19 protein-coding genes and 1 pseudogene are annotated in these 17892 nt (G+C 72.0%); 9 read left to right on the top strand and 11 right to left on the bottom strand.

From position 1 onward, the window contains the following. The first annotated feature begins 1 nt into the window (after position 1). From IE180_RS06780 to IE180_RS06765, 4 genes are all read left to right on the top strand, one after another. Positions 2 to 403 (top strand): tail fiber domain-containing protein, encoded by a 402-nt coding sequence (locus IE180_RS06780; protein ID WP_190156333.1) that lies wholly within the window; start codon positions 2 to 4, stop codon positions 401 to 403. Further along, positions 400 to 1080 carry a 2OG-Fe(II) oxygenase gene (locus IE180_RS06775; RefSeq protein WP_190155859.1) on the top strand — a complete coding sequence of 227 codons (681 nt, stop codon included), beginning with the start codon at positions 400 to 402 and terminating at the stop codon, positions 1078 to 1080. Before IE180_RS06780 ends, IE180_RS06775 begins: the two co-directional genes overlap by 4 nt. A gap of 70 nt (positions 1081 to 1150) precedes the next feature. Then, positions 1151 to 1525, top strand: a complete 375-nt coding sequence (locus IE180_RS06770) for a hypothetical protein (protein ID WP_190155858.1) — start codon at positions 1151 to 1153, stop codon at positions 1523 to 1525. Between the two features lie 172 nt (positions 1526 to 1697). Beyond that, positions 1698 to 2009 carry a hypothetical protein gene (locus IE180_RS06765; protein ID WP_190155857.1) on the top strand — a complete coding sequence of 104 codons (312 nt, stop codon included), beginning with the start codon at positions 1698 to 1700 and terminating at the stop codon, positions 2007 to 2009. A 567-nt stretch (positions 2010 to 2576) separates the two neighbouring features. On the opposite strand, the pseudogene IE180_RS37660 reads toward IE180_RS06765, so the two are convergent. Beyond that, a pseudogene (locus IE180_RS37660) lies at positions 2577 to 2714 on the bottom strand (IS1380 family transposase); the annotation flags it as partial. Between the two features lie 130 nt (positions 2715 to 2844). On the opposite strand from IE180_RS37660, the gene IE180_RS06760 reads away from it, so the two are divergent. Both IE180_RS06760 and IE180_RS06755 read left to right on the top strand, forming a co-directional pair. Next, positions 2845 to 3081, top strand: coding sequence for a DUF6479 family protein (locus IE180_RS06760; RefSeq protein ID WP_190155856.1), 237 nt, complete (start codon positions 2845 to 2847; stop codon positions 3079 to 3081). Positions 3082 to 3143: 62 nt separating this feature from the next. After that, positions 3144 to 3590 carry a hypothetical protein gene (locus tag IE180_RS06755; RefSeq protein WP_190155855.1) on the top strand — a complete coding sequence of 149 codons (447 nt, stop codon included), beginning with the start codon at positions 3144 to 3146 and terminating at the stop codon, positions 3588 to 3590. Positions 3591 to 3862: 272 nt separating this feature from the next. On the opposite strand, the gene IE180_RS06750 is transcribed toward IE180_RS06755, so the two are convergent. Beyond that, on the bottom strand, positions 3863 to 4447 hold the full coding sequence (locus IE180_RS06750; RefSeq protein WP_190155854.1) for a TetR/AcrR family transcriptional regulator: 585 nt from the start codon (positions 4445 to 4447) through the stop codon (positions 3863 to 3865). An 84-nt stretch (positions 4448 to 4531) separates the two neighbouring features. Between IE180_RS06750 and IE180_RS06745 the strand changes: the two genes are divergently transcribed. Next, entirely contained in the window at positions 4532 to 5401 is an 870-nt protein-coding gene (locus IE180_RS06745; protein ID WP_190155853.1) for a class I SAM-dependent methyltransferase, read from the top strand. Positions 5402 to 5505: 104 nt separating this feature from the next. Here the strand turns inward: IE180_RS06745 and IE180_RS06740 are convergent, their stop codons facing one another. Then, positions 5506 to 6663, bottom strand: coding sequence for a PP2C family protein-serine/threonine phosphatase (locus tag IE180_RS06740; protein ID WP_190155852.1), 1158 nt, complete (start codon positions 6661 to 6663; stop codon positions 5506 to 5508). A 166-nt stretch (positions 6664 to 6829) separates the two neighbouring features. Next, the gene (locus IE180_RS06735) at positions 6830 to 7174 is read right to left on the bottom strand and encodes an SCO0607 family lipoprotein (protein WP_229860344.1); all 345 of its coding nucleotides are present in this window, start codon (positions 7172 to 7174) and stop codon (positions 6830 to 6832) included. A 250-nt stretch (positions 7175 to 7424) separates the two neighbouring features. Between IE180_RS06735 and IE180_RS06730 the strand changes: the two genes are divergently transcribed. Both IE180_RS06730 and IE180_RS06725 read left to right on the top strand, forming a co-directional pair. Continuing rightward, positions 7425 to 7841, top strand: a complete 417-nt coding sequence (locus IE180_RS06730) for a hypothetical protein (protein WP_190155851.1) — start codon at positions 7425 to 7427, stop codon at positions 7839 to 7841. A 320-nt stretch (positions 7842 to 8161) separates the two neighbouring features. Then, the gene (locus tag IE180_RS06725; RefSeq protein ID WP_190155850.1) at positions 8162 to 9247 is read left to right on the top strand and encodes a tyrosine-protein phosphatase; all 1086 of its coding nucleotides are present in this window, start codon (positions 8162 to 8164) and stop codon (positions 9245 to 9247) included. Between the two features lie 387 nt (positions 9248 to 9634). Here IE180_RS06725 and IE180_RS06720 read toward each other — a convergent pair whose 3' ends face one another. The 7 genes from IE180_RS06720 to IE180_RS06690 all read right to left on the bottom strand — a co-directional run bounded on the left by IE180_RS06720 (position 9635) and on the right by IE180_RS06690 (position 17503). After that, complete coding sequence (locus IE180_RS06720) at positions 9635 to 10375, bottom strand: class I SAM-dependent methyltransferase (RefSeq protein ID WP_190155849.1); 741 nt, start codon at positions 10373 to 10375, stop codon at positions 9635 to 9637. A gap of 285 nt (positions 10376 to 10660) precedes the next feature. Continuing rightward, positions 10661 to 11356, bottom strand: coding sequence for a hemerythrin domain-containing protein (locus tag IE180_RS06715; RefSeq protein WP_190155848.1), 696 nt, complete (start codon positions 11354 to 11356; stop codon positions 10661 to 10663). Positions 11357 to 11947: 591 nt separating this feature from the next. Further along, a complete protein-coding gene (locus IE180_RS06710) occupies positions 11948 to 12346 on the bottom strand; it encodes a YybH family protein (protein ID WP_190155847.1) in 399 nt (132 codons plus the stop codon). A 388-nt stretch (positions 12347 to 12734) separates the two neighbouring features. Then, positions 12735 to 13316 (bottom strand): HAD family hydrolase, encoded by a 582-nt coding sequence (locus IE180_RS06705; RefSeq protein WP_190155846.1) that lies wholly within the window; start codon positions 13314 to 13316, stop codon positions 12735 to 12737. Positions 13317 to 13321: 5 nt separating this feature from the next. Then, the gene (locus IE180_RS06700; protein ID WP_190155845.1) at positions 13322 to 14542 is read right to left on the bottom strand and encodes a cytochrome P450; all 1221 of its coding nucleotides are present in this window, start codon (positions 14540 to 14542) and stop codon (positions 13322 to 13324) included. 76 nt (positions 14543 to 14618) lie between these two features. Beyond that, positions 14619 to 16226: a prenyltransferase/squalene oxidase repeat-containing protein gene (locus IE180_RS06695; RefSeq protein ID WP_190155844.1), complete on the bottom strand. Its 1608-nt coding sequence runs from the start codon at positions 16224 to 16226 to the stop codon at positions 14619 to 14621. 212 nt (positions 16227 to 16438) lie between these two features. Then, positions 16439 to 17503 carry a cobalamin-independent methionine synthase II family protein gene (locus IE180_RS06690; protein ID WP_190155843.1) on the bottom strand — a complete coding sequence of 355 codons (1065 nt, stop codon included), beginning with the start codon at positions 17501 to 17503 and terminating at the stop codon, positions 16439 to 16441. Positions 17504 to 17892 lie beyond the last annotated feature (389 nt).

Raw genomic sequence — 17892 nt, 5'->3', positions numbered from 1 at the left:
GATGCGGATCTTCCCCCGGCGCTCCCGGGCGGTCGACCGGGGTCCCGAGGTCCGTGGTGGGGCCGACGTCCGGGAAGGTGGCGCCGTGGCCCCGGCCGGTGCCGTCAACGGGTACCAGGTCCTCGAGACGGTGGCCGCGCTGCCCATCGGTACCTGGCGTTACGTCTGGGAGCCCGAGGACGTACGTCACCTCGGACCGATGGCCCAGGACTGGCACGCCGCCTTCGGCCTCAACCGCGACGACACCAGGATCCCGGTCGTCGACGGCCTCGGCGTGGCCCTGGTCTGCGTCCAGGCGCTCCACCGCCATGTGACGGAACTGGAGGCCGAGGTGTCCCGGCTGCGGGACGCTGTGGCCACGGCCACGGCCACGGCCACGGCCACGGCAGAGGCGGGGCGATGACGGCGGAGAGTCCCTCGCAGGTGTCCACGGACGCGGTCTTCCGGCTTCCGGTCACGGTCTGCCGCATCACCGGGTTCCTCGGAGAGCGGACGTCCGGCGCCCTCCTGGAGCGTGCCGTCGCCTCCACGGGGGACCGCCTCAAGCCCTCCCTGATCCGGGACCGGGAGCTGGACCCCGACCTGCGCCGGTCCCGGTCGTGCCCGGACTTCGAGGCGCCCGAGCTGCTCGCGGCCGTCGAGGACGTCCGGGAGGCGGTCGAGCACACGCTGGGCGTCGACTGCCGGTACACCGAAGCCAGTTACGGCCTCAACGTGCACAACGACGGGGACTTCTACCGGCCGCACCAGGACACCAGCGTCGACCACGCCCCTCGGCGTCTGCTCACGTTCGTGTACTACCTGCATCGCACGCCCCGGCCGTTCACCGGGGGCGAGCTGCGCGTCTTCGACGCCGCCCTGCCCCTGCACACCGGGACGACCGGGGCGTGGGAGGAACGGACCTGGCGGGACTGGGAGCCCGAGCACGACAGCATCGTGTTCTTCCTGCCCACCGCCTGGCACGAGGTACGGCCGGTCGAGTGCCCCGGGAGGGACCACGCGGACAGCCGCTTCGCCGTCAACGGCTGGCTGTGCGCGCCCGACCCCGCACACCGCGCGGACAACGGAGGCCGGCTCTGAGTGCGGGCAGCGGCAGCACGGCAGCGGATCTCGGTGGAGATCGATGACCCCGGCCGGGGACGCTCGCGTGATGAGTGACAGCACACCGCCCGAGCCGGTCGAGCGGGGGTGGGACGAGCCCTGGTACCGGGTCCGCACGCAGGACTTCGAGACGTCGTTCCTGCCCGGCGACGGTGAGGACTTGGACGAGGTCTGCGACGTGGACGTCTTCGTGGCTCCGAAGAACGGAGCTCGTCGGGCCGCGACCGTGTTCACCGTCGCGGAGGTCGAGCGCCTGATGAAACCCTGGGCAGGAACCGACGAGGCCCTGGGGGGCCGGTACTTCTGGGCCTCGGACGGCCTGATCGTCAGGGATCCGGGCATCGGGAGCACGACCGGCGTGATCGCCGGACTGATCGAGAACGGTGAGTTCTCCGAGACCTTTCAGCAGCTGATCAACGACTGATCAAGCGTGGGGCCGGGGCACCGGAAGCGCTGCGGCGTGATCAGGCGTTCTGAGCCCGAGGTCGGCCTGGTCCGGGTGCGACAGCGAGAATGAAGGCGTGTTCAGACGTCGACGGCCGGAGCCATCGCCCGATACCCGGCTCGACCCGTACCGCCGTGCTGCCGCACGTGTCATGGACGGAGACGAGCAGATCGGCGTGCTCGTGATCCGAGTCACGACCTGGTGGTGGAGGGAAGGGCCCTTTCGGCGAAGGCGATGGGGCAACCCGCAAGAGCTTCCCGAATGGGCTCTGTCCTGTACCGATCCCGCCCAGCAGCTGCCCGACCTCGACGACGGGATCATCTCCGCCGGCGAGCTCGACGAGGAGCTTGCCGACTGGTCAGCGGGAATCTTCCGGCTACGGGGCCGGCAGTTCGGCCTCGTCTGGCTTGGCGAAGAGGAAGCCGGCGCAGCACAGGAAGAGCACGGCTGGACGATGCGCTGACCACCCTTGCCCTCACCGGGACGGAAGCGGAGACGTACGTCCGTACGCGGCTGGGGAGGAAAGTCCGTACGCTGACAGCGGCGTCCCCACGGGCGGATCGAGCAGCCGTCACATCGGTCCGGGAAAGCAGTCCGAGCAGGTAGGCACGAGCGGTCGCCCGTGGTTCCACCCTGGGAAACCGGCCCGCGATCCGGGTCATGACCTGGTCGGACATCGCCCGCCATCGGAGTGCGTTCATGCGGTGGCTCGCGTCCACCGCATGATCTTCAGGAGTCCACACAACTCTTGACGGTGCGGTGCTTGTACGTCTCGCGGTCGAAGGCCGACGAGCGGCCCCCGCGGCCGCCCCGCCGGCCCCGGTTGCCGATCCGGCCGGCCCGCTCGGGCGCGTCCCGGTGCGGAACTTCCCCACGATCCCGTTCAGGACCCGGCGGTCCTCCAGCCGCTTCCGTCCCCGCAACGAGGCGGGCGGCAGCGGCCGGACGAACTCCCGCCCGGCATCGGACAGCTCCTGGCGACGTCTCGCGACACCATGACCCACCAGCGGTGATCATTCGAAGACACGGCCCAGCGGCAGGCCAGGCGGGGGCGACTGCGGCGGCCGGTGGTGACGAGCTGGGCTGTGGGGGAGAACAGTGGCAGCCGCATGCGCTTGGGCTCTCACCGGCGGGCGTCGCCGGTCAGGGCGAGCACGGGCATCCGGGCGGCCCCGCGGCATCGATGAGCGGCCACACAGCCTCCCTGTGAGGGCGTTTACACAGGCCGGGAGGGGACAGTCGCCCTGCGCGCCCGCAGCGCCCTGCTGCCGCGGCGCGTTGCCTCTGGAAAGGTGATCATGACTGGCATCGCAGCATCCTCTGTTCTCGCGTCGGCCGGTTCCAACGCCGTGCTCTTCGCCGTCGGCCTGGGGATCGTGGTCGTCGCCCTTCTCGTCGGGGCGTTTTGGTGGGGCAGCCGCCGTGCCGCGCGCAGGCGCCGTTCCGACGTCGATCCCGTGCACACGGACGCCGGGGCGGAGCGCGCATCATGGACCACACCCGAGCATCCGGACCACGGTGGTTCCGGACGCTGAGGGCCGGACTCGACGCACGGCCGACGTCCGAGCCGCGCACCGTCAGCGTGGGGCGCCGGCCGGTGAGGGAGATTGCCGGGGCGCCGTACGAGCTGATCGGCTGGATGCCGGAGCGGGCCCGGGCTGCGGTCGCCGCGATCCGGGCCCGCGTCGCCGATACCCGGGACGTCGCCCTGGCGGCCCCCGGCGTCACGGCGACGGTGTTCGTGATGAGCGGCAATGGCCGCTTCCACCGCTGCCACCTGCTCGCCGGGGTTCGACGCCATCGGAATCTTCTGGCCGGCGCCGGACTTCACGAGGTGGCCGTGGAGGTGCGCACGGCGGTTCTCACGGACGCCCCCCTGCTGCCGGTGCTGTCCGGACCGGCCGAAGCAGCGGCCGTCACCGGCCGTGTCGGCCGTGATTCGGCCACCGCGTGGATCTCCGAACAGCAGGAGCGGGCTTTCACGGGAAGGCTCTCCGTCGCCATCCCCGTGTGCGTGGCCTCAGTGACCGAGGGCGCGCGGTGACCGCTTTCCCAAGCCCGGCCTGCACCGCAGGATCGTCGGGACGGCCCGCCGCCGGACTCCCGCGTGCGGGCTCGTCGTGAGCGTGTCACGCCGACGCCTGGAACGACGCGAGGGTGACGGCACCTGATGGGACGTGGCGGTCACAGTCGTGCCGGGTGACGAAGCCACCCCCGTGCTCATGCGGCCGAAGTGCCGCTCCACCACACTCCGGCGTTTGCTTCCCGGTCCGGGCCGGGCGCGCGTATCGCTTTCACGGGTGTTCGGAGCGCTCTCTAGCTGTGCAGTAGCAGTGCAACCAGGCGTTCCATCTGGTCCTCGGGAGCTGGGCTGCCGGGGGTGCGGGTCATCAAGAGGTGATGCAGGGTGCCGACGAGGGCGAGGGCGGCCGCTGCCGTGTCGGTGTCGGCGGCCACCCGGCCCAGTTCCTGCTCGGCTACGAGGTAGGCGCGGACCGCCTCCTCGATCACCGCGAAGCCCGGCGCACCCTCCTGCCATGCCCGTCGGGTGTGCGAGGAGGCGCCCGGCAGGGTCAGGGCGAGTGCGACGATGCCCGGATCGAGGGAGTCCATGAGGGCTCGGGCCGCCCGGACGAGGTTGTGCGCGACCGTGTCCTGCCCGGCGCGAGCGGGCAGGGCTTGCATCAGCCGGGCCGTCGAGGCGAAGCGGTCAAGCACCAGCTCTGCCACGAAGGTGTCCAGTCCGGCGAAGTGCGTGTGCAGCACGCCCTTGCCACAGCCGGCTTCTTCGGTGACCGCCCGGCTGGTGAGGGCGCCCGCTCCGTCGCGCGCCACCACCCGTTCGGCGGCCGCGAAAAGTCGTACGCGCAGGTCGGGGATGGCCACTCCGCGTGGGGACATCGGCTTGCTCCAGAAAGGACGTGGACAGTATGGGCGTGTGCCCATACTGTTTGGGCACACGCCCATTCTACTCGGGAGACCGACATGGAGTTTCCGGAACTCATCATCAACAGCCGGCAGGCGCAGGCATGGAACGGGACCGAGGGCAGCTTCTGGGCCCGCCACCAGGACCAGTGGGACGCCGTGAACGACGGCTTCAACCAGCGGCTGCTCGACGCCGCCGACATCGCCGGCCACCACCAGGTCCTGGACATCGGCTGCGGGGCCGGACACACCACCCGCCTGGCCGCCGGGCGGGCCCCCGCGGGCACGGCTCTGGGACTGGACCTCTCCGGGCCCATGCTGGAGCGCGCCCGGGCCGCCGCCGACCGCGAACTGCTGCCCAACGTCGCATTCGCCCAAGGCGATGCGCAGGTCCACCCCCTGCCGACCGGCGGCTTCGACCGTGCGATCAGCCGCTTCGGGGTGATGTTCTTCGCCGACCCCGTCGCCGCCTTCGGTCACATCGGCCAGGCCCTGCGCCCCGGCGGCCGTCTGGCCTTCGTCACCAGCGCCGCAGCCGCCGACAACGACTGGGCGATGGTGATGTCGACACTGTCCCGGGCCCTGCCCGAGGCCGACCCCGGAGACTTCGGCGTAACCGGCGCCCCCGGCATGTTCTCCCTCGCCGACCCCGCCCGCATCCGCACCGTACTCGACGCGGCCGGCTTCACGGGGGTCACCTCCGTGCAGGTCGAGGCGCAGGGGAACTGGGGTCCTGATGCGGAACGGGCCGCGGACTTCCTGCTGTCCACCGGCCCGGCGCAGCACCTGCTCGCCCAGGCGTCCACGCCGCAGCGACGCGAGGAGGCCCGGCACGCACTGACCGACGCGCTGCGCCGGTTCGAACGCGACGGCGCCGTGCGGCTGCGCAGTACGGCGTGGCTGGTGACCGCGGAGCGCCCCCGCGGCTGAGACGTGTGGGTGATCCAGCGGCTGCGGCCACTGCTCGCGATCGGGCCGGCCCCGCACCGCCGATGCGGCCGAGCGGCTGTGGATCGCGTTCACGGCCTCTCGGGTCATGCACCCGTGCTGCCGTCCCGGGTCGTGACCGGGCCGTCTGCCAGGCGGCGGATCGCGACGACGGCCGCGTCGTCGTCGAGGTGTCCGTGGACGTGGGCCAGCAGGTCGGCCCGGAGATGGCGCAGGAGTTCGTCGGGGTCGTCCGTGGTCCACTGCGGCGCCCGTTCGGTGAAGGGGTAGAAGCGGCCGTCGGTGTCGCGTGCCTCGATGACGCCGTCGGTGTAGAGGAGCAGCAGGTCGCCGACCTCGAACGGGAAGGTCTGGATGTCGTAGTCGGTGATGCCGAAAGCCCCGCCGAACCCGATCGGAAGATGGCTCGCCTCGGCCACGAGCGGGATGAGCCGGTCTTCGCGGAGGATGAGCGGCGGTGGGTGACCGCAGCTGATGAGGTGGACGACCGGATCGTGGTCGGGGATGTCGAGCAGCACGGCGGTGGCGAAGTCCTCCATGGCGTCCTGCTCCGTCGGCGACCGCCACTGGCCGGTGTCCCACCGGAACGCGGCGTCCAGGTGGACGGCGAGGCGGGGCAGGGTGGCCTGCCGGTGGGCGGCTGCCCGGAAGGCGCCGAGCAGCAGAGCGGTGTTGCTGATGGCGCCCAGGCCGCTGCCGCGCACGTCGCCGATGAGGAGCCGGGTGCTGTGGTGGGCGGTGCGTGCGGCCGCGTACAGATCTCCGCCCAGGTCGGCTTCCTCCTCGGCAGGGATGTACAGACCGGCGATCCGCAGCGGGCCGGCGCGGGTGGGCAGCGGCCGCAGCAGCACGCTCTGGGCCGCCTCGGCCACCGACCGCACCCGGTGCAGCTGCCGCTCGCGCCGCCCCCGCACCACACAGAGGGCGACGCAGACGGCCGAGACGACGATCAGCGCGGCGATCTGAGCCTGGATGTTGGCGGTGTCCCAGGCCCCTCTGAGCACGCCGATCAGCACCTGGGCCGTTACCGCAAGGGCCCCCATCAGCGCCGTCACGCGTGCGCCGGCCAGGGCCACGCTGATCGCGGGCGCTGCCACCAGCAGGGGACCGAGGTGGATGTGCGGCGGCGACAGCACGTCCACGACGCACACGGTGACGATCAGCCCGAGGGGGATCACCAGCAGCGCGGGGGCATGCCCCGGCCGCCAGGAACGCAGGACGTCCCGCCATGCTCGAAAGGCCATGCCCCAAGCCTTCCACCGCCTGCGCACAAGGGGGAGCCGCCGCTCCGGGGCCCACGGTCCGTGGCTGCGCGAGACCGGTGAGAACCCGACAAGGACCCGACCGCCCGACTCTGCGACTGCAGCCGCGTCCCGTGTCGGGCGGGCCGGTCGGATCGGCTTTTCCGGGTCAGCCCGCGTCCGGGGCGTCGATGACATTGCCGTTCTTGTCGAGCGTGTGGGTGTTCCAGTACACGTCCCACTCGTCGTCGACCTGCCGGGGCACTTTGCCCTCCGGGTATCGCACGAATCCCGCCGGAGGTTCCTGCTTGTCCGAGACGCAGACGGAGCCGGTACCGCCCACGGACAGGGCGGGGTACTCGCCGCTGCTGCAGATGTCCTCCCGGTATTCGACACCGGCGCATCCGGTGAGGGCCACGACTGCGGCCGCGCTCGCGAGAGCGGCAGCCACGAGGCGGGTCTTTCCGGGGCGCGGGGCGGTGGCGGGCGGGTTCGTCTTACGGGGCGTGTGCACGGTGGTCTCCCTTTCGCTTGGTCCGGCACCACTCTCGCCACCGGAGAACTGCCGTGTCATGCGTACGCGTACTCAAAGATGTCCGGGCGGATGCTCAGCCCGCCGCGGCCCCGGAGCACGGCACGGTTGTTGGCGCGGCGATCGGCGGGAACGAGGACAGGCGGCTCCGCCGGCCCTCCCGCATCGGGTTGCGGCAGACGGGGAGGCTCGACGTTCTACGCTGGTGACAGGAGCGTGTGAGGAGACCGACATGGCAGGCCACCACCGTTACCACCTGGATCAGGACGGTCAATCGATCACCGTCCTGCACGACCCGCGGCGGCGGCGCGCCGAAGTCTGGGTCAACGGAAAGACCGTCGCCGTGGCCCCGACTCCGCGCCACCAGGCCACTGTCCTGAAGGGGGAGCTCCCCACCCTCCCGCCCAAGCCCATGGTCGTCACGATCGATCACCCCTACGACGGGGACGACGTTCCCCCGTGCGTGTTGGAGATGGACGGCGGCCGCTACCTCATGCCCCACATCGCCCTCACCCCCGAGGAGCGAGAGCCTGCGGAACGGACACCGCCGGCCCGCACACCCGGTGAGCTGCTCGCCCGGTGGAGAGCACGGCGCCGAGACCGCCGAAGCGACCGCCGTACGCGACCGGGCAGCGGCCCGCGCCCGTAGCCGTGGACGCGGCACGTCCGCATCCGCCCGGAGCCGGTCGTCCTTCCCGGCTCCTCGCTGCTGTACGGATTCGGCGCCGAGATCCCGGCAGGGTGCGGCGGCCGGTCCAGGCCGCGTCGGCGCCGAGCTCGTCGAGGACCAGGCGGTGGAGCGGGCCTCACGGCCCGATCGAATGAGATGACCTCTCGGCCAGGTGTGGGCCGTCCCCTTGTCTGCATGTTTTGCACAGGTGGCATGTTTTGCCATCTGCCTTCGATGGGGCGATGTCCAGCCACGCCGCGTTCATGCGACGTTCGCCCCGGCCACCCACTCTCACGACCATGAACAAGGCAACCCTCTCCGCGACCGCCGTCGTCTCCGCTCTCGCCCTCGGCCCGACCCTCGCACCGGCAGCCGGCGCCACCGAGCGCGACCTGCCCGGAAACACCGTCCAGCACCGCTCCGGCCGGGCCATTCCGTTCACCGAGGCCACGGTCACCGACGGCGCCGACGGCTCGTTCTCCCTCAGCTGGAAGGCGGAAGGCGTCACGCGCGTCGAGATCCGCGCGAACGGCAGGGTCGTCGCGCGAGGCGGCTCCACCGGCCGGACCGTCGTCACCGGTCTGCCCGCCGCGGACCGCCAGTGGTTCTGGTTCGAGGCCGATCACGGCCAGGGCCTGCGGCTCGCCGACCGGCTCGTCAAGCTCTCCGGAACCGTCAACCTCCGTGACGCGGGCGGCTACCGCACCGAGAACGGCCAGTGGGTCAGGATGGGCGAGGTCTACCGCTCGGACGCCCTGAACAACCTGACGGCCCAGGACCGGACCACGCTCCGGCGCCTGCGCATCAGGACCGTCTTCGACCTGCGCACGGAGAGCGAGCGCGCCAAGGACCCCGAGAAGGTCCCGGCCGGCGCCGACTACGTCGTCGCCGACGTCTTCGCGGGCTCGGAGGCCTTCCAGGGAATGCCGAGGACCCCCGCCGAGGCCGAGCGGATGATGATCGACGCCGAGAAGGCCATGGTCAGCGGCGACGGCGCCGAGAAGGCGTACGGCCAGGTGTTCGACGGCGTGCGCGAGGACGACGCGCGCTCCGTACTCTTCCACTGCACCGCCGGCAAGGACCGCACGGGATGGTCCAACGCCGCCCTGCTGACCGCCCTCGGCGTGCCGCGGGACACCGTCATGGCCGACTACCTCGCCAGCAACACCTACCGCAAGGCCGCCAACGACGCCCTCCTCGGCCACCTCCCGCCCGAGCAGGCCGCCGTCTACAAGCCGCTGCTGGACGTCCGCCCCGAGTACCTCAACTCCGCCTACGCCGAAGTCGGGGCGAAGTACGGCACCTTCGACCACTATCTGAACGACGGCCTCGGCATCGACCGCCACGAACTGAAGCGTCTCAAGAAGAACCTCCTGGTGGGCTGACGAGCTCGTGAGCGGTGAGCGGTGGGACGTCGAGGACCCTGGTGGGGCCCGGCAACGACCTCCGCCGCGCGGAGACCAGGCCCACGGTCTGCCGACGGGACACCCGGCCCGGTGACGCTCATGCCCCAACGGGCCTACCTCGGAGATGGGTTCGGCGATCACGGAAGCCGACAGGCCCGTGATCCGGCGATTGCTGATGATCACTGCACGAGACGCATTCCCCACGATCTGACCGTGATCGACCATCCGGGGATCGAGGTCTCACCGCCTACCGTGCACGAGCTACCGTGCACGAGCTACCGTGCACGAGCTCGCGGAAGCCCTCCTGCGGGCACGCCCCAGGTCTGCCCGGCAAGGGAACGCCTTCAAGCCCCGGCGCGGCGGAACTCACGGTTTGTGGGTCACCCAGAGCAGTTCCGCCGGCCAGCGGTGCGCCCAGTCGGGCGGGTCGGTTTCGTTGTAGCCGTTGGGCGTTCCGAGTTCGGGCCGCGGCTCGACGAGATCGTCGATGACGAGACCTGCGCCGCGCAGGACCCTGACCCAGTCGCCGTAGGTGAGCTGATAGCTGGTCGCACCGTCGCCCTCGGCGATGGTGTCCAGCCCGAAGTAGTCCTGCTGCAGCGTCGTGGTCACGCGGCCGGCGGCTTCGTCGTAGCAGGCTTCGAACCACGGACTGGCGACGTTGAACACCAGGCGCCCGCCTCGGCCCAGGACGCGTGCGGCCTGCGGGACGGCCAGGTGCGGGGGCGCCCAGCTGAGCCCGCCGAAGTCGCAGAACACCAGGTCGAAGCTGCCGTCGGCGAAGGGGAGTCGCTCGGCGGCGCCTTGCACCAACGGATAGCGGGCCGCTCCCATCGCGTCGGCCGCCGCGCCGAGCTGGGCTTCGGACAGGTCGAGCCCGACCACGGCGGCACCCTCGGCGGCGAGCGCCCTGGACCACTGGCCGGCACCGCAGCCGAGTTCGAGGACGCGCTTGCCGGTGACGTCGCCCAGGGCGCGCAGGTGCGCGTCGGGAATGGAGTACATGCCCCACAGCCGGGGCGCGGCCCCGATTCGTGGGTCGTGCTCGTACTGGTAGGCGTTGCTGATCCGGTTCCAGAGCCGCCGGTTGGCGGGGATGCTGTCCACGCGCCGACTCCAGCACTGCCTGCCGGGGGCGGTCAACACGATCGGGGCACCGGCCGGCCCTCGCATCGGCCCGGCCCCGGCTCGGGACCACCGAACTCTCCCACGCGCGCCCTGGCCGGCGAGGTGCCCGTGGACCGTCTGGTCCGCCTCACGAGCGCGTGCTCTTGGCCCGCTTCCGTGCGCGGTGGAGTCCGTTCCCCACGGAGGGTGGGGCACGCCCACTGGTTCCCCACTCGCGCCGTGGGGAGGGCGTGGAACGCCGCCCTCCCGTACGGGGAACGGGTGCTACGCCTGGGGGACCACGGCGTTGGTCCGGCGGACGCGGGCGGTGGTGCGCTCGTAGAGACGGGTACCGAGGGTGCGCCACAGCAGGCGGGCGGGGGCGGGCATGTGCGAGAGGAACAGCTGCCGTTCCTGTGCGGTCGCGTCCTCGAGGATCGCGCCCAGGAAGATCAGGAGCTTCGTCTTCGGGACGCTGCGGCGTCCGCGTTCGCCGACCTCGGACCACTCCCCGGCGGTGATGTGATCGGCCATCAGGGGCAGGAGGTGCTCTTCCTCGTCGTCCATGTGGGCCGCGGCGTGCCGGTCGAGCTCGCGCAGGGCGTCGGCGAGCCGAAGGGCGGTGTCGCGCTCGGGGTGGGTGCGCCACCGGGACGACAAGTCGGTGGCCGCGGCGAGCGCGCCGGCGATGGCCTCGTGCTGATCGGCCATGCGTGCGACGACGTCGGCACCCGGGATGGCGCGCTCGCGCAGCTTGGGCCACAGCAGGTGATCCTCGCCCTCGTGATGTTCGCCCAGGGCACCGAGGACCAGGTCGAGGTGATCGGCGAGAACGGCGGTACGCCGCCGGTCGCCCGGGACGGCAGCTTCGACCAGGTCGGCCAGGAGCGGTATCTCGCGGCGGAAGACGCGGTGCAGGACGACCATCTCCTGGGGGTCCAGACGGTCATCGGCGGTGAACGGACCGGCGGTGGCGGGCATCGGGTTCCACTTCTGTGAGGAAACGGTGAACATTCCGAGGAACCCGCAGCTTAGTGGCCCCGGCTCTGCCGTCGGCAATCGGGCCGATCTGCTCACTCGCCGCTGGACGGAGCGTCCCGCGCTCTCGCGCTGGACTCCTCATCTGCTTCAGCGGGCGACGAGTTGGGGAGCCGACGGTGACGACCCGTACGAGGCGATTCCCCGCATCCCTGAGGCCGTCCCGGTCCGCACGACGAAGGCGCCGGCGGCCCCGCTCACCCTGCGGGACCGCAGCCTCGATACCGGGCGGCCCGGGTGACGCTGCCGGCCCGGGTGACGCTGCCGGTGCGGTGCGGTGCGGTGCGGTGCGGTGCGGTGCGGTGCGGTGCGTCCGGCGGACGGCCGGGCTGTCGAGGCCCCAGGCAGGTCGCGTCCCCCGCTTCGGTCACGTGTGCACGGGGCACAGCGAGAAGCGGCGTCGTGCGGTCGCGCGGGCCGGTCAGGTCGTCCGGGCAGGCGGTGACCACGGCGCGCAGCACGGGCACGGCGGCGGCCGGGGCCCTGCCCCGACCGCACGGCGCCTCCTGGTCTTCGGCCGCGCGCCGCTCCTCGTCAGTCGGTCACGGTGTCGGCATGCCGGTGGGCGACCCGCCAGGCGCCGTCTTCCCTGCGGTACACCTGGGTGGCGCGCAGCGTGTAGGTACGGGGCTGCCCGTCCACGGAGGCGGAGGTGTGTTCCAGGCCGACGGTGTAGGCCATGTCGCCGTTGACGTCGTAGGCCTGCAGCTCGAACGTGTACGAGGTGCAGTCGGAGAAGGTCTTCGCGAGGCCGGCGAAAAGCGCGTCGAGCTCCTCGTGGCCCGCGGCGCTGCGCCACGCTCCCAGGACGCTCACCGGCTCGGTGCGCGACCACAGCGCACGTCGGGGAGCGGCGTCGCCGTTGTGCAGCGCGACCTCCGCCTCGTACAACGCGGTCCTGACCCACGTCAGGAAGTCGTCACGATCGGACATGCCTCCATCATCACCCGGCGCTGCGCCTGCGGCCTGCGCCACCCCGTACAGGGGGCCGGATGGGTCCCGGCCCCGCGCGAAGCGCCCTCCTCCCGGGCATCGCCCTCCTGACCGTCACCCGCGCGTTCAGGCACCGACGGGCTCTGCTCCCCGTCGCCGCCGAGGTGAGCATCACCCAGCCCGCGCCACACGCTGGGGAAGCCCCGGCACCTGGGCGTGCATAAGACTTCCGGCCTGCGAGAACACGCGCTGATGAGTGCGCGGCCCCCTGCGCGCGAGCGAGTGCCCTTCTCGCCTCCGGCCGCGAAGTCGGGCGTGGGTGCCGTGAGGTCGCCGTCGGGTCCAGCCCGGTCCGCTCGGAGCACCATGCTTGGGTGTGCCGTGGCGTCTACCGCCAAGGCCGGTGCCGGACGTCGACGACGTGCATGCCCGCGGATGTGGCCGCCGCGACGCCTTCGTCGGTGTCCTCGTGGGCGAGGCAGTCGCCGGGTGCCACCCCCATCAGGTGGGCGGCGCGCAGGTAGGCGTCCGGGGCGGGCTTGGGCTGCGGGACGTCGTCGCGGCCGACGATCGTCCAGGGCAGGTCGTCGAGGCCCACGACGGTGAGGCCGTGACGCACGATGTCGCCGTAGTTCGCGGAGACCACCGCGACCGCGCCGCGGTCCGCGGCCGCACGTGCGGCGTGCGCGGCCACGGCGATCGGTCTGATCCGGTCGGTGTGCGCGAACCAGTAGGCGCGGGCGGCTTTGACGAAGGTCTCGTCGGGGAGGGCGTCCGGTGGGATGCCGAGCCGCCGCCGGAGCTGGGCGGCGGTGAACGCGGGTGCGGCGAACAGCCAGGCGTCGGAGACGGGTATTCCGTGCGCGGCGAGCGAAGCCTTCACCGCACCGAGGTTGACGGCGGCTGTGTCGGCCAGGGTGCCGTCGAAGTCGAAGGCGCAGGCGGCGTACGAGCCGTACCGGTCGAGCACCTCGGTTATTTCCTCGTGGTGTCGGGTGAGCGGGGGAAGGTCACCGGGAGTTCGGCGATTCCGTGGACGACCCGGTGCTCGTGGGTGCGGATCTCGTCCGGGCCGGTGGCCAGGCGCAGGTCGGGGAAGCGGCGCAGCAACGTGGTGAGCAGGATGCGCAGTTCGGTCCGGGCGAGTTCGTCGCCCGGGCAGTGGTGCGGGCCGTGGCCGAAGCCGAGGTGTCTGGCGGCGTCGGGGCGGCGGGGGCAGAAGCGGTCGGGATCGGGGAACCGCTCGTCGTCGCGGTTGGCGGCGGGCAGGTGGAGGACGACGCGGTCGCCGGCCTGGATCGATCGCCCGGCGATGGACAGGGGTTCACGCGCGACGCGGAGCAGGCCGAACTGCAGCACGGTCGCGTAGCGCAGGGTCTCCTCGATGACGCCGTCGACCAGTTCGGGCCGGTCGCGCACGGTGTCCCACAGGCGGGGCGGGCGCAGCAGGAGGAAGACGGCCAGGCCGAGGACGTTGGCGGTGGTCTCGTGTCCGGCGATGAGGATGAGCTGCCCCAGGGAGGCGATTTCGTCGTCGGTCAGCGGGGTGCCGGCTTCCTGGGCCCGTACGAGGCCGGACAGGACGTCGTCGCCCGGTTCGGCCCGTTTGGCGTGGACGAGACCCTGCAGGTACGCCTTCATCTCCGCCTTGCTGGCCAGGAGCTGTTCCCGGGTGCGGTCGAGGGAGAGGAGTTCCCTGGTCAGCCGCTGGTACCGGTCGTGGTCGGCGAAGGGGACGCCGAGCAGTTCGCTGATCACCAGGGACGGTACGGGGAGGGCGACCGTCGTCATCAGGTCGGCCGGCTGGGGGGCGTCGGCGAGGGTGTCGAGGTGGTCGTCGACGATCTCCTGGATCCGGGGGGCCAGCGCCTTCATGCGGCGGGTCGTGAACTGCCGGTTGACCAGTCGGCGCAGCCGGGTGTGCTCCGGCGGGTCGCTGGTGAGCAGGTCGGACAGGCGTACGGCCGTCATCTCCTGGGGCGTGATGAGGCTGGCCCGGACGTGGGAGTTGAGGTGGGGGCGGCGGGAGCCGAGCCGCGGGTCGGCCAGCGCGGCCCGTACGTCGTCGTACCGGGTGACCAGCCAGCCCGCCGGCCCGTCGGGAAAGGCCAGTGGCGTCACGGGAGCCTCGGTCCGCAGCCTCCGGAAGGCCGGTGACGGGTCCACCGCGGTGGGCCGGTCGACCGGCAGTGCCATCGGAGTGGCGTCCGTGGGGTCCCCCTGGGGTCCGGGCCGCTGCTCGCGTGCGCCTCCGACCGCCGTCACGAGCGCGTCACCCGACCCCGTCGCCTTCGCAGTCGTCGTCGCAGCTGGTCAGGGCGAGCAGCACCCAGATGTCCGTGAAGACCGGAGCGTCGAAGAGCAGGGGGCGCGGGGCGACCTGGTCGGGCAGCGCGGTGAACGACCCGTCAGGGGCTTGGCGGGACAGCAGGTGGGCCACGCCCGCTCGCACGACTTCGTCTCCGCCGCGGCGCAGGCCCATGGCCGAGAGGGCCAGCAGGGAGTAGCAGGTGCTGGCGATGTCGCTGGGACTGCCCGGTCGGTACCCCCAGCCGCCGTCCGTGTTCTGCGCCTCGACGAGGAACCGGAGCGACGCGGCGCCGGCGTCGGCGATGCGGGGGCCGAGCGCGGTCCGGGTCGCTTCGGGCATCGAGTGCAGGGCCCACATGGCCCGCCAGATCGTGTTGGCCTCGCTCAGGCTCCAGCTCCGCTCGAAGGTGCCGTCCTTGCGCTGGGCGTCGAGCAGCCAGCGGGCGGCACCGTCAAGCAGGTCTCCGTGCGCGGCACCGTTCCAGGCCAGCGCGCTGACCGCGCCCGCGGTCATGCCGACCTCCGGGGGGTCACCCTTCACGTACGTCGGGAACCCGCCGTCCTGCCCGGCGATCCCCCGGAAGTACCCGCCCGCGCGCACCAGGGCGGCCCGGTGACGACCGGGATCGATGGCGGCCAGACACGCCGCGGCGTACGAGCTGGCGTCCACGTCGCTGTGCCGCATCGATTCTCCGTAGGCCCATCCGCCATCCGGCATCTGCTGGGCGAGGAGGTAGTCGCTCAGGCGGTGCAGCAGTGCGGGTGAGGCGTGCGCCCGTACGAGGGCGAGACCGGCGGGCCCGGTGCTGAACACATCCAGGTTCGCCATGCTCGGCGCACCGCCGTCCGGGTTGAGACAGGCCAGCACCCCGGCCACACCGCTGTCCATCAGCGGATGCCCCGGCGCGAACTCCTGGACGGCCAGCAGTGCCAGCAGGTGCGCGGCGGTGTAGTTCTCCCACACCGGGGCCCTGCTGGAGCCGAGCAACTCAAGCAGCTGGTCCCGCTCCTGGTCGGTGATCCGCTCCGGGCATCCGAGACCGTACGCGACCAGGACCCGGACGCTGAGCATGATCATCTCGATCCAGGTGACGGTGTTGTCCTCGCCCGGACCGGCCACGCGCACCGGCCGCAGCATCGACGGTTCGAACGGAACCGCCCCCGCCACGGCCAGGTACACGTCGAACAGCAGCCGCTTGCGCGCCACGGAGAAGTGGTCGAAGCCGGCCAGCAGCTCGCCGCCGACCACGTCGGTACCACTCGTCCGCCCGTCCAGGACCGCCTGGGCCAGCGCCTTGTCGAACCCGGTGGTCCGGGCCTGCGGCGACGCCAGGAAGTCGCGGAGCCCCCGCTCGCGCTCGGGACGGCCGCCACGCTTCCGCAGCAGCACGAGCAGCAGCGCCGACTCCAGCGCCCGGCTGGAACACGGACGCCGTACCGCGCCGTCGGCCCCGACGGCGTCGGCGAGCCGCGCGGACACCAGGTCCCGAACGGCCGCGACCTCCCCCGCACCCGGCTCCCGCTCGCTCGCCGACCGCGCGCCGGCCAGGCCGATCTCGTCCGTCGTCACCCCTACGCTCCTGATTCTCCTGAGGCGATCAGCCCCGCTCTCGAACCGGCTCTGCTGACTGGTGCTCATTGCGGACCAGCTGGGCGTCGCACATCTACCCACCTCACCTGCACGCGACGCGCGGATGCTGAACATTCGTGCTCGGGCACCGCCCCCGGGGCGCGCCGGACCGAGCAACGCCCCGAGAACGGGCTCCCCGGGGAGCCCGGCGCTCAGAGGCCGAGGGCCTCGGCGGCGAGGCGGGTGCCTCGTACGCGGGCCTCGATCTTGGCGAAGGCGAGGTCGCGCGAGGTGGAGGTGTCGTCGGCGTACGGGGCGAAGCCGGCGTCGTCGCAGGTGCCGAGCTGCTCGACGGGGACGTGCTCGGCGGCGGTCAGGACCCGGTCCCGTACCTCCTCGGCGGTTTCGACCCGAGGTTCGAGGGGGTCGATGACACCGATGAAGAGGCGCGTGCCGGCCGGCAGGTGCTGGGCGGCGATGCGCAACACGTGCCCCGGGTCGGGCTCGCTCGCCAGCTGGAGGTAGAAGTTGCCCACCTTGAGCTGGAACAGCTTGGGCAGCAGACCGGCGTAGTCGACGTCCAGGCTGTGGGTGGAATCCTGGTCCGCTCCCGGGGAGGTGTGCACACCGAGCCGGTCCCGCTCCTTCTCACCGAACCGTTCGAGGACCTGGTTGTTGAGTTCGACGAACTGGTCGAGGACACCTCCGCTCGGGTCGAGCTTCAGCGACAGACGGCCCTCGGTGAAGTCCAGCTGTACGCGGTGCGCGCCGGCGTCGAGGCAGGCGCGGATCTCGGCCTCGGACTGGTCGGCCAGATCCCGCAGGAACGCCTCGCGGGAGTAACCGTCGATACCTGCGGCCGGGTAGAGGAGACTGAGGGCGGACGGGGCCACGACGGCCTGCTTGACCGGAAGGTCGGTGTGACCGCGGGCGGCACGCAGGTGGGCGTCCGCGCGGACCTGGTAGCGGAAGGGCCCCGCGGTCAGGCGGGGCAGCCGGCGAGTGTGACCGTCGGCGTAGGGGACGACGACGCCGTCAGGGGCGAGGCCCGTGAGCCCCTGCAGGGGGTAGGTGATCGTGTCGGGCTTGGCCTGGTCGCCGTCGACCAGGACCGGGCTGCCCGTCTTCTCCAGCATGGCGAGGGTGTCGGCGACAGCCTGGTCCTGCACCTTCTCCAGCTCCGAGGCGCTCAGTCGCCCTTCGGCGTGGGCGACGAGCGCCTCCTGGAGGGCGGGCGGACGGGGAAGGCTGCCGATCGGCTCAGTGGGGATGCTCATGAACCCCGACCTTAGGAACGGTGACGGGGCGGGCAGCCCGATTCCCGTCCGGCCCGCCGTCCCGGCCCCCGTATTTCACCGCATCGGTGTGGGGAGGGCCACCGGGTTGACAGGGGAAGAACAGGGCATCCGGCCCCGCCGCGCGGACGTGGGTGCGTGCTGCCTCCCCGAGCGGTCGATGACGTTGCCGTCGGAGCAGTCGTTCGCGTGGGCGCCCGTCCAGTCGCTGAGGGCGGGCACCACGGCCGTCTCCCGGGTGCACGCGGCAGCGCCGGTGGAAGTTCCGTCTCGTCACCTGATCCCCGCCCGGCGACCGCCTCGACGGCCCCGCGATCAACCCCGTCTTCGACGCGGGCACCGTCCCCGTCGGCGCCCCGGTCACGCTGCCC

The organism is Streptomyces litmocidini (assembly GCF_014649755.1).
Lineage (GTDB): Bacteria > Actinomycetota > Actinomycetes > Streptomycetales > Streptomycetaceae > Streptomyces > Streptomyces litmocidini.
Note: the sequence above shows the minus strand (reverse complement) of the source record. Positions and strands in the feature narration are given on the sequence as shown.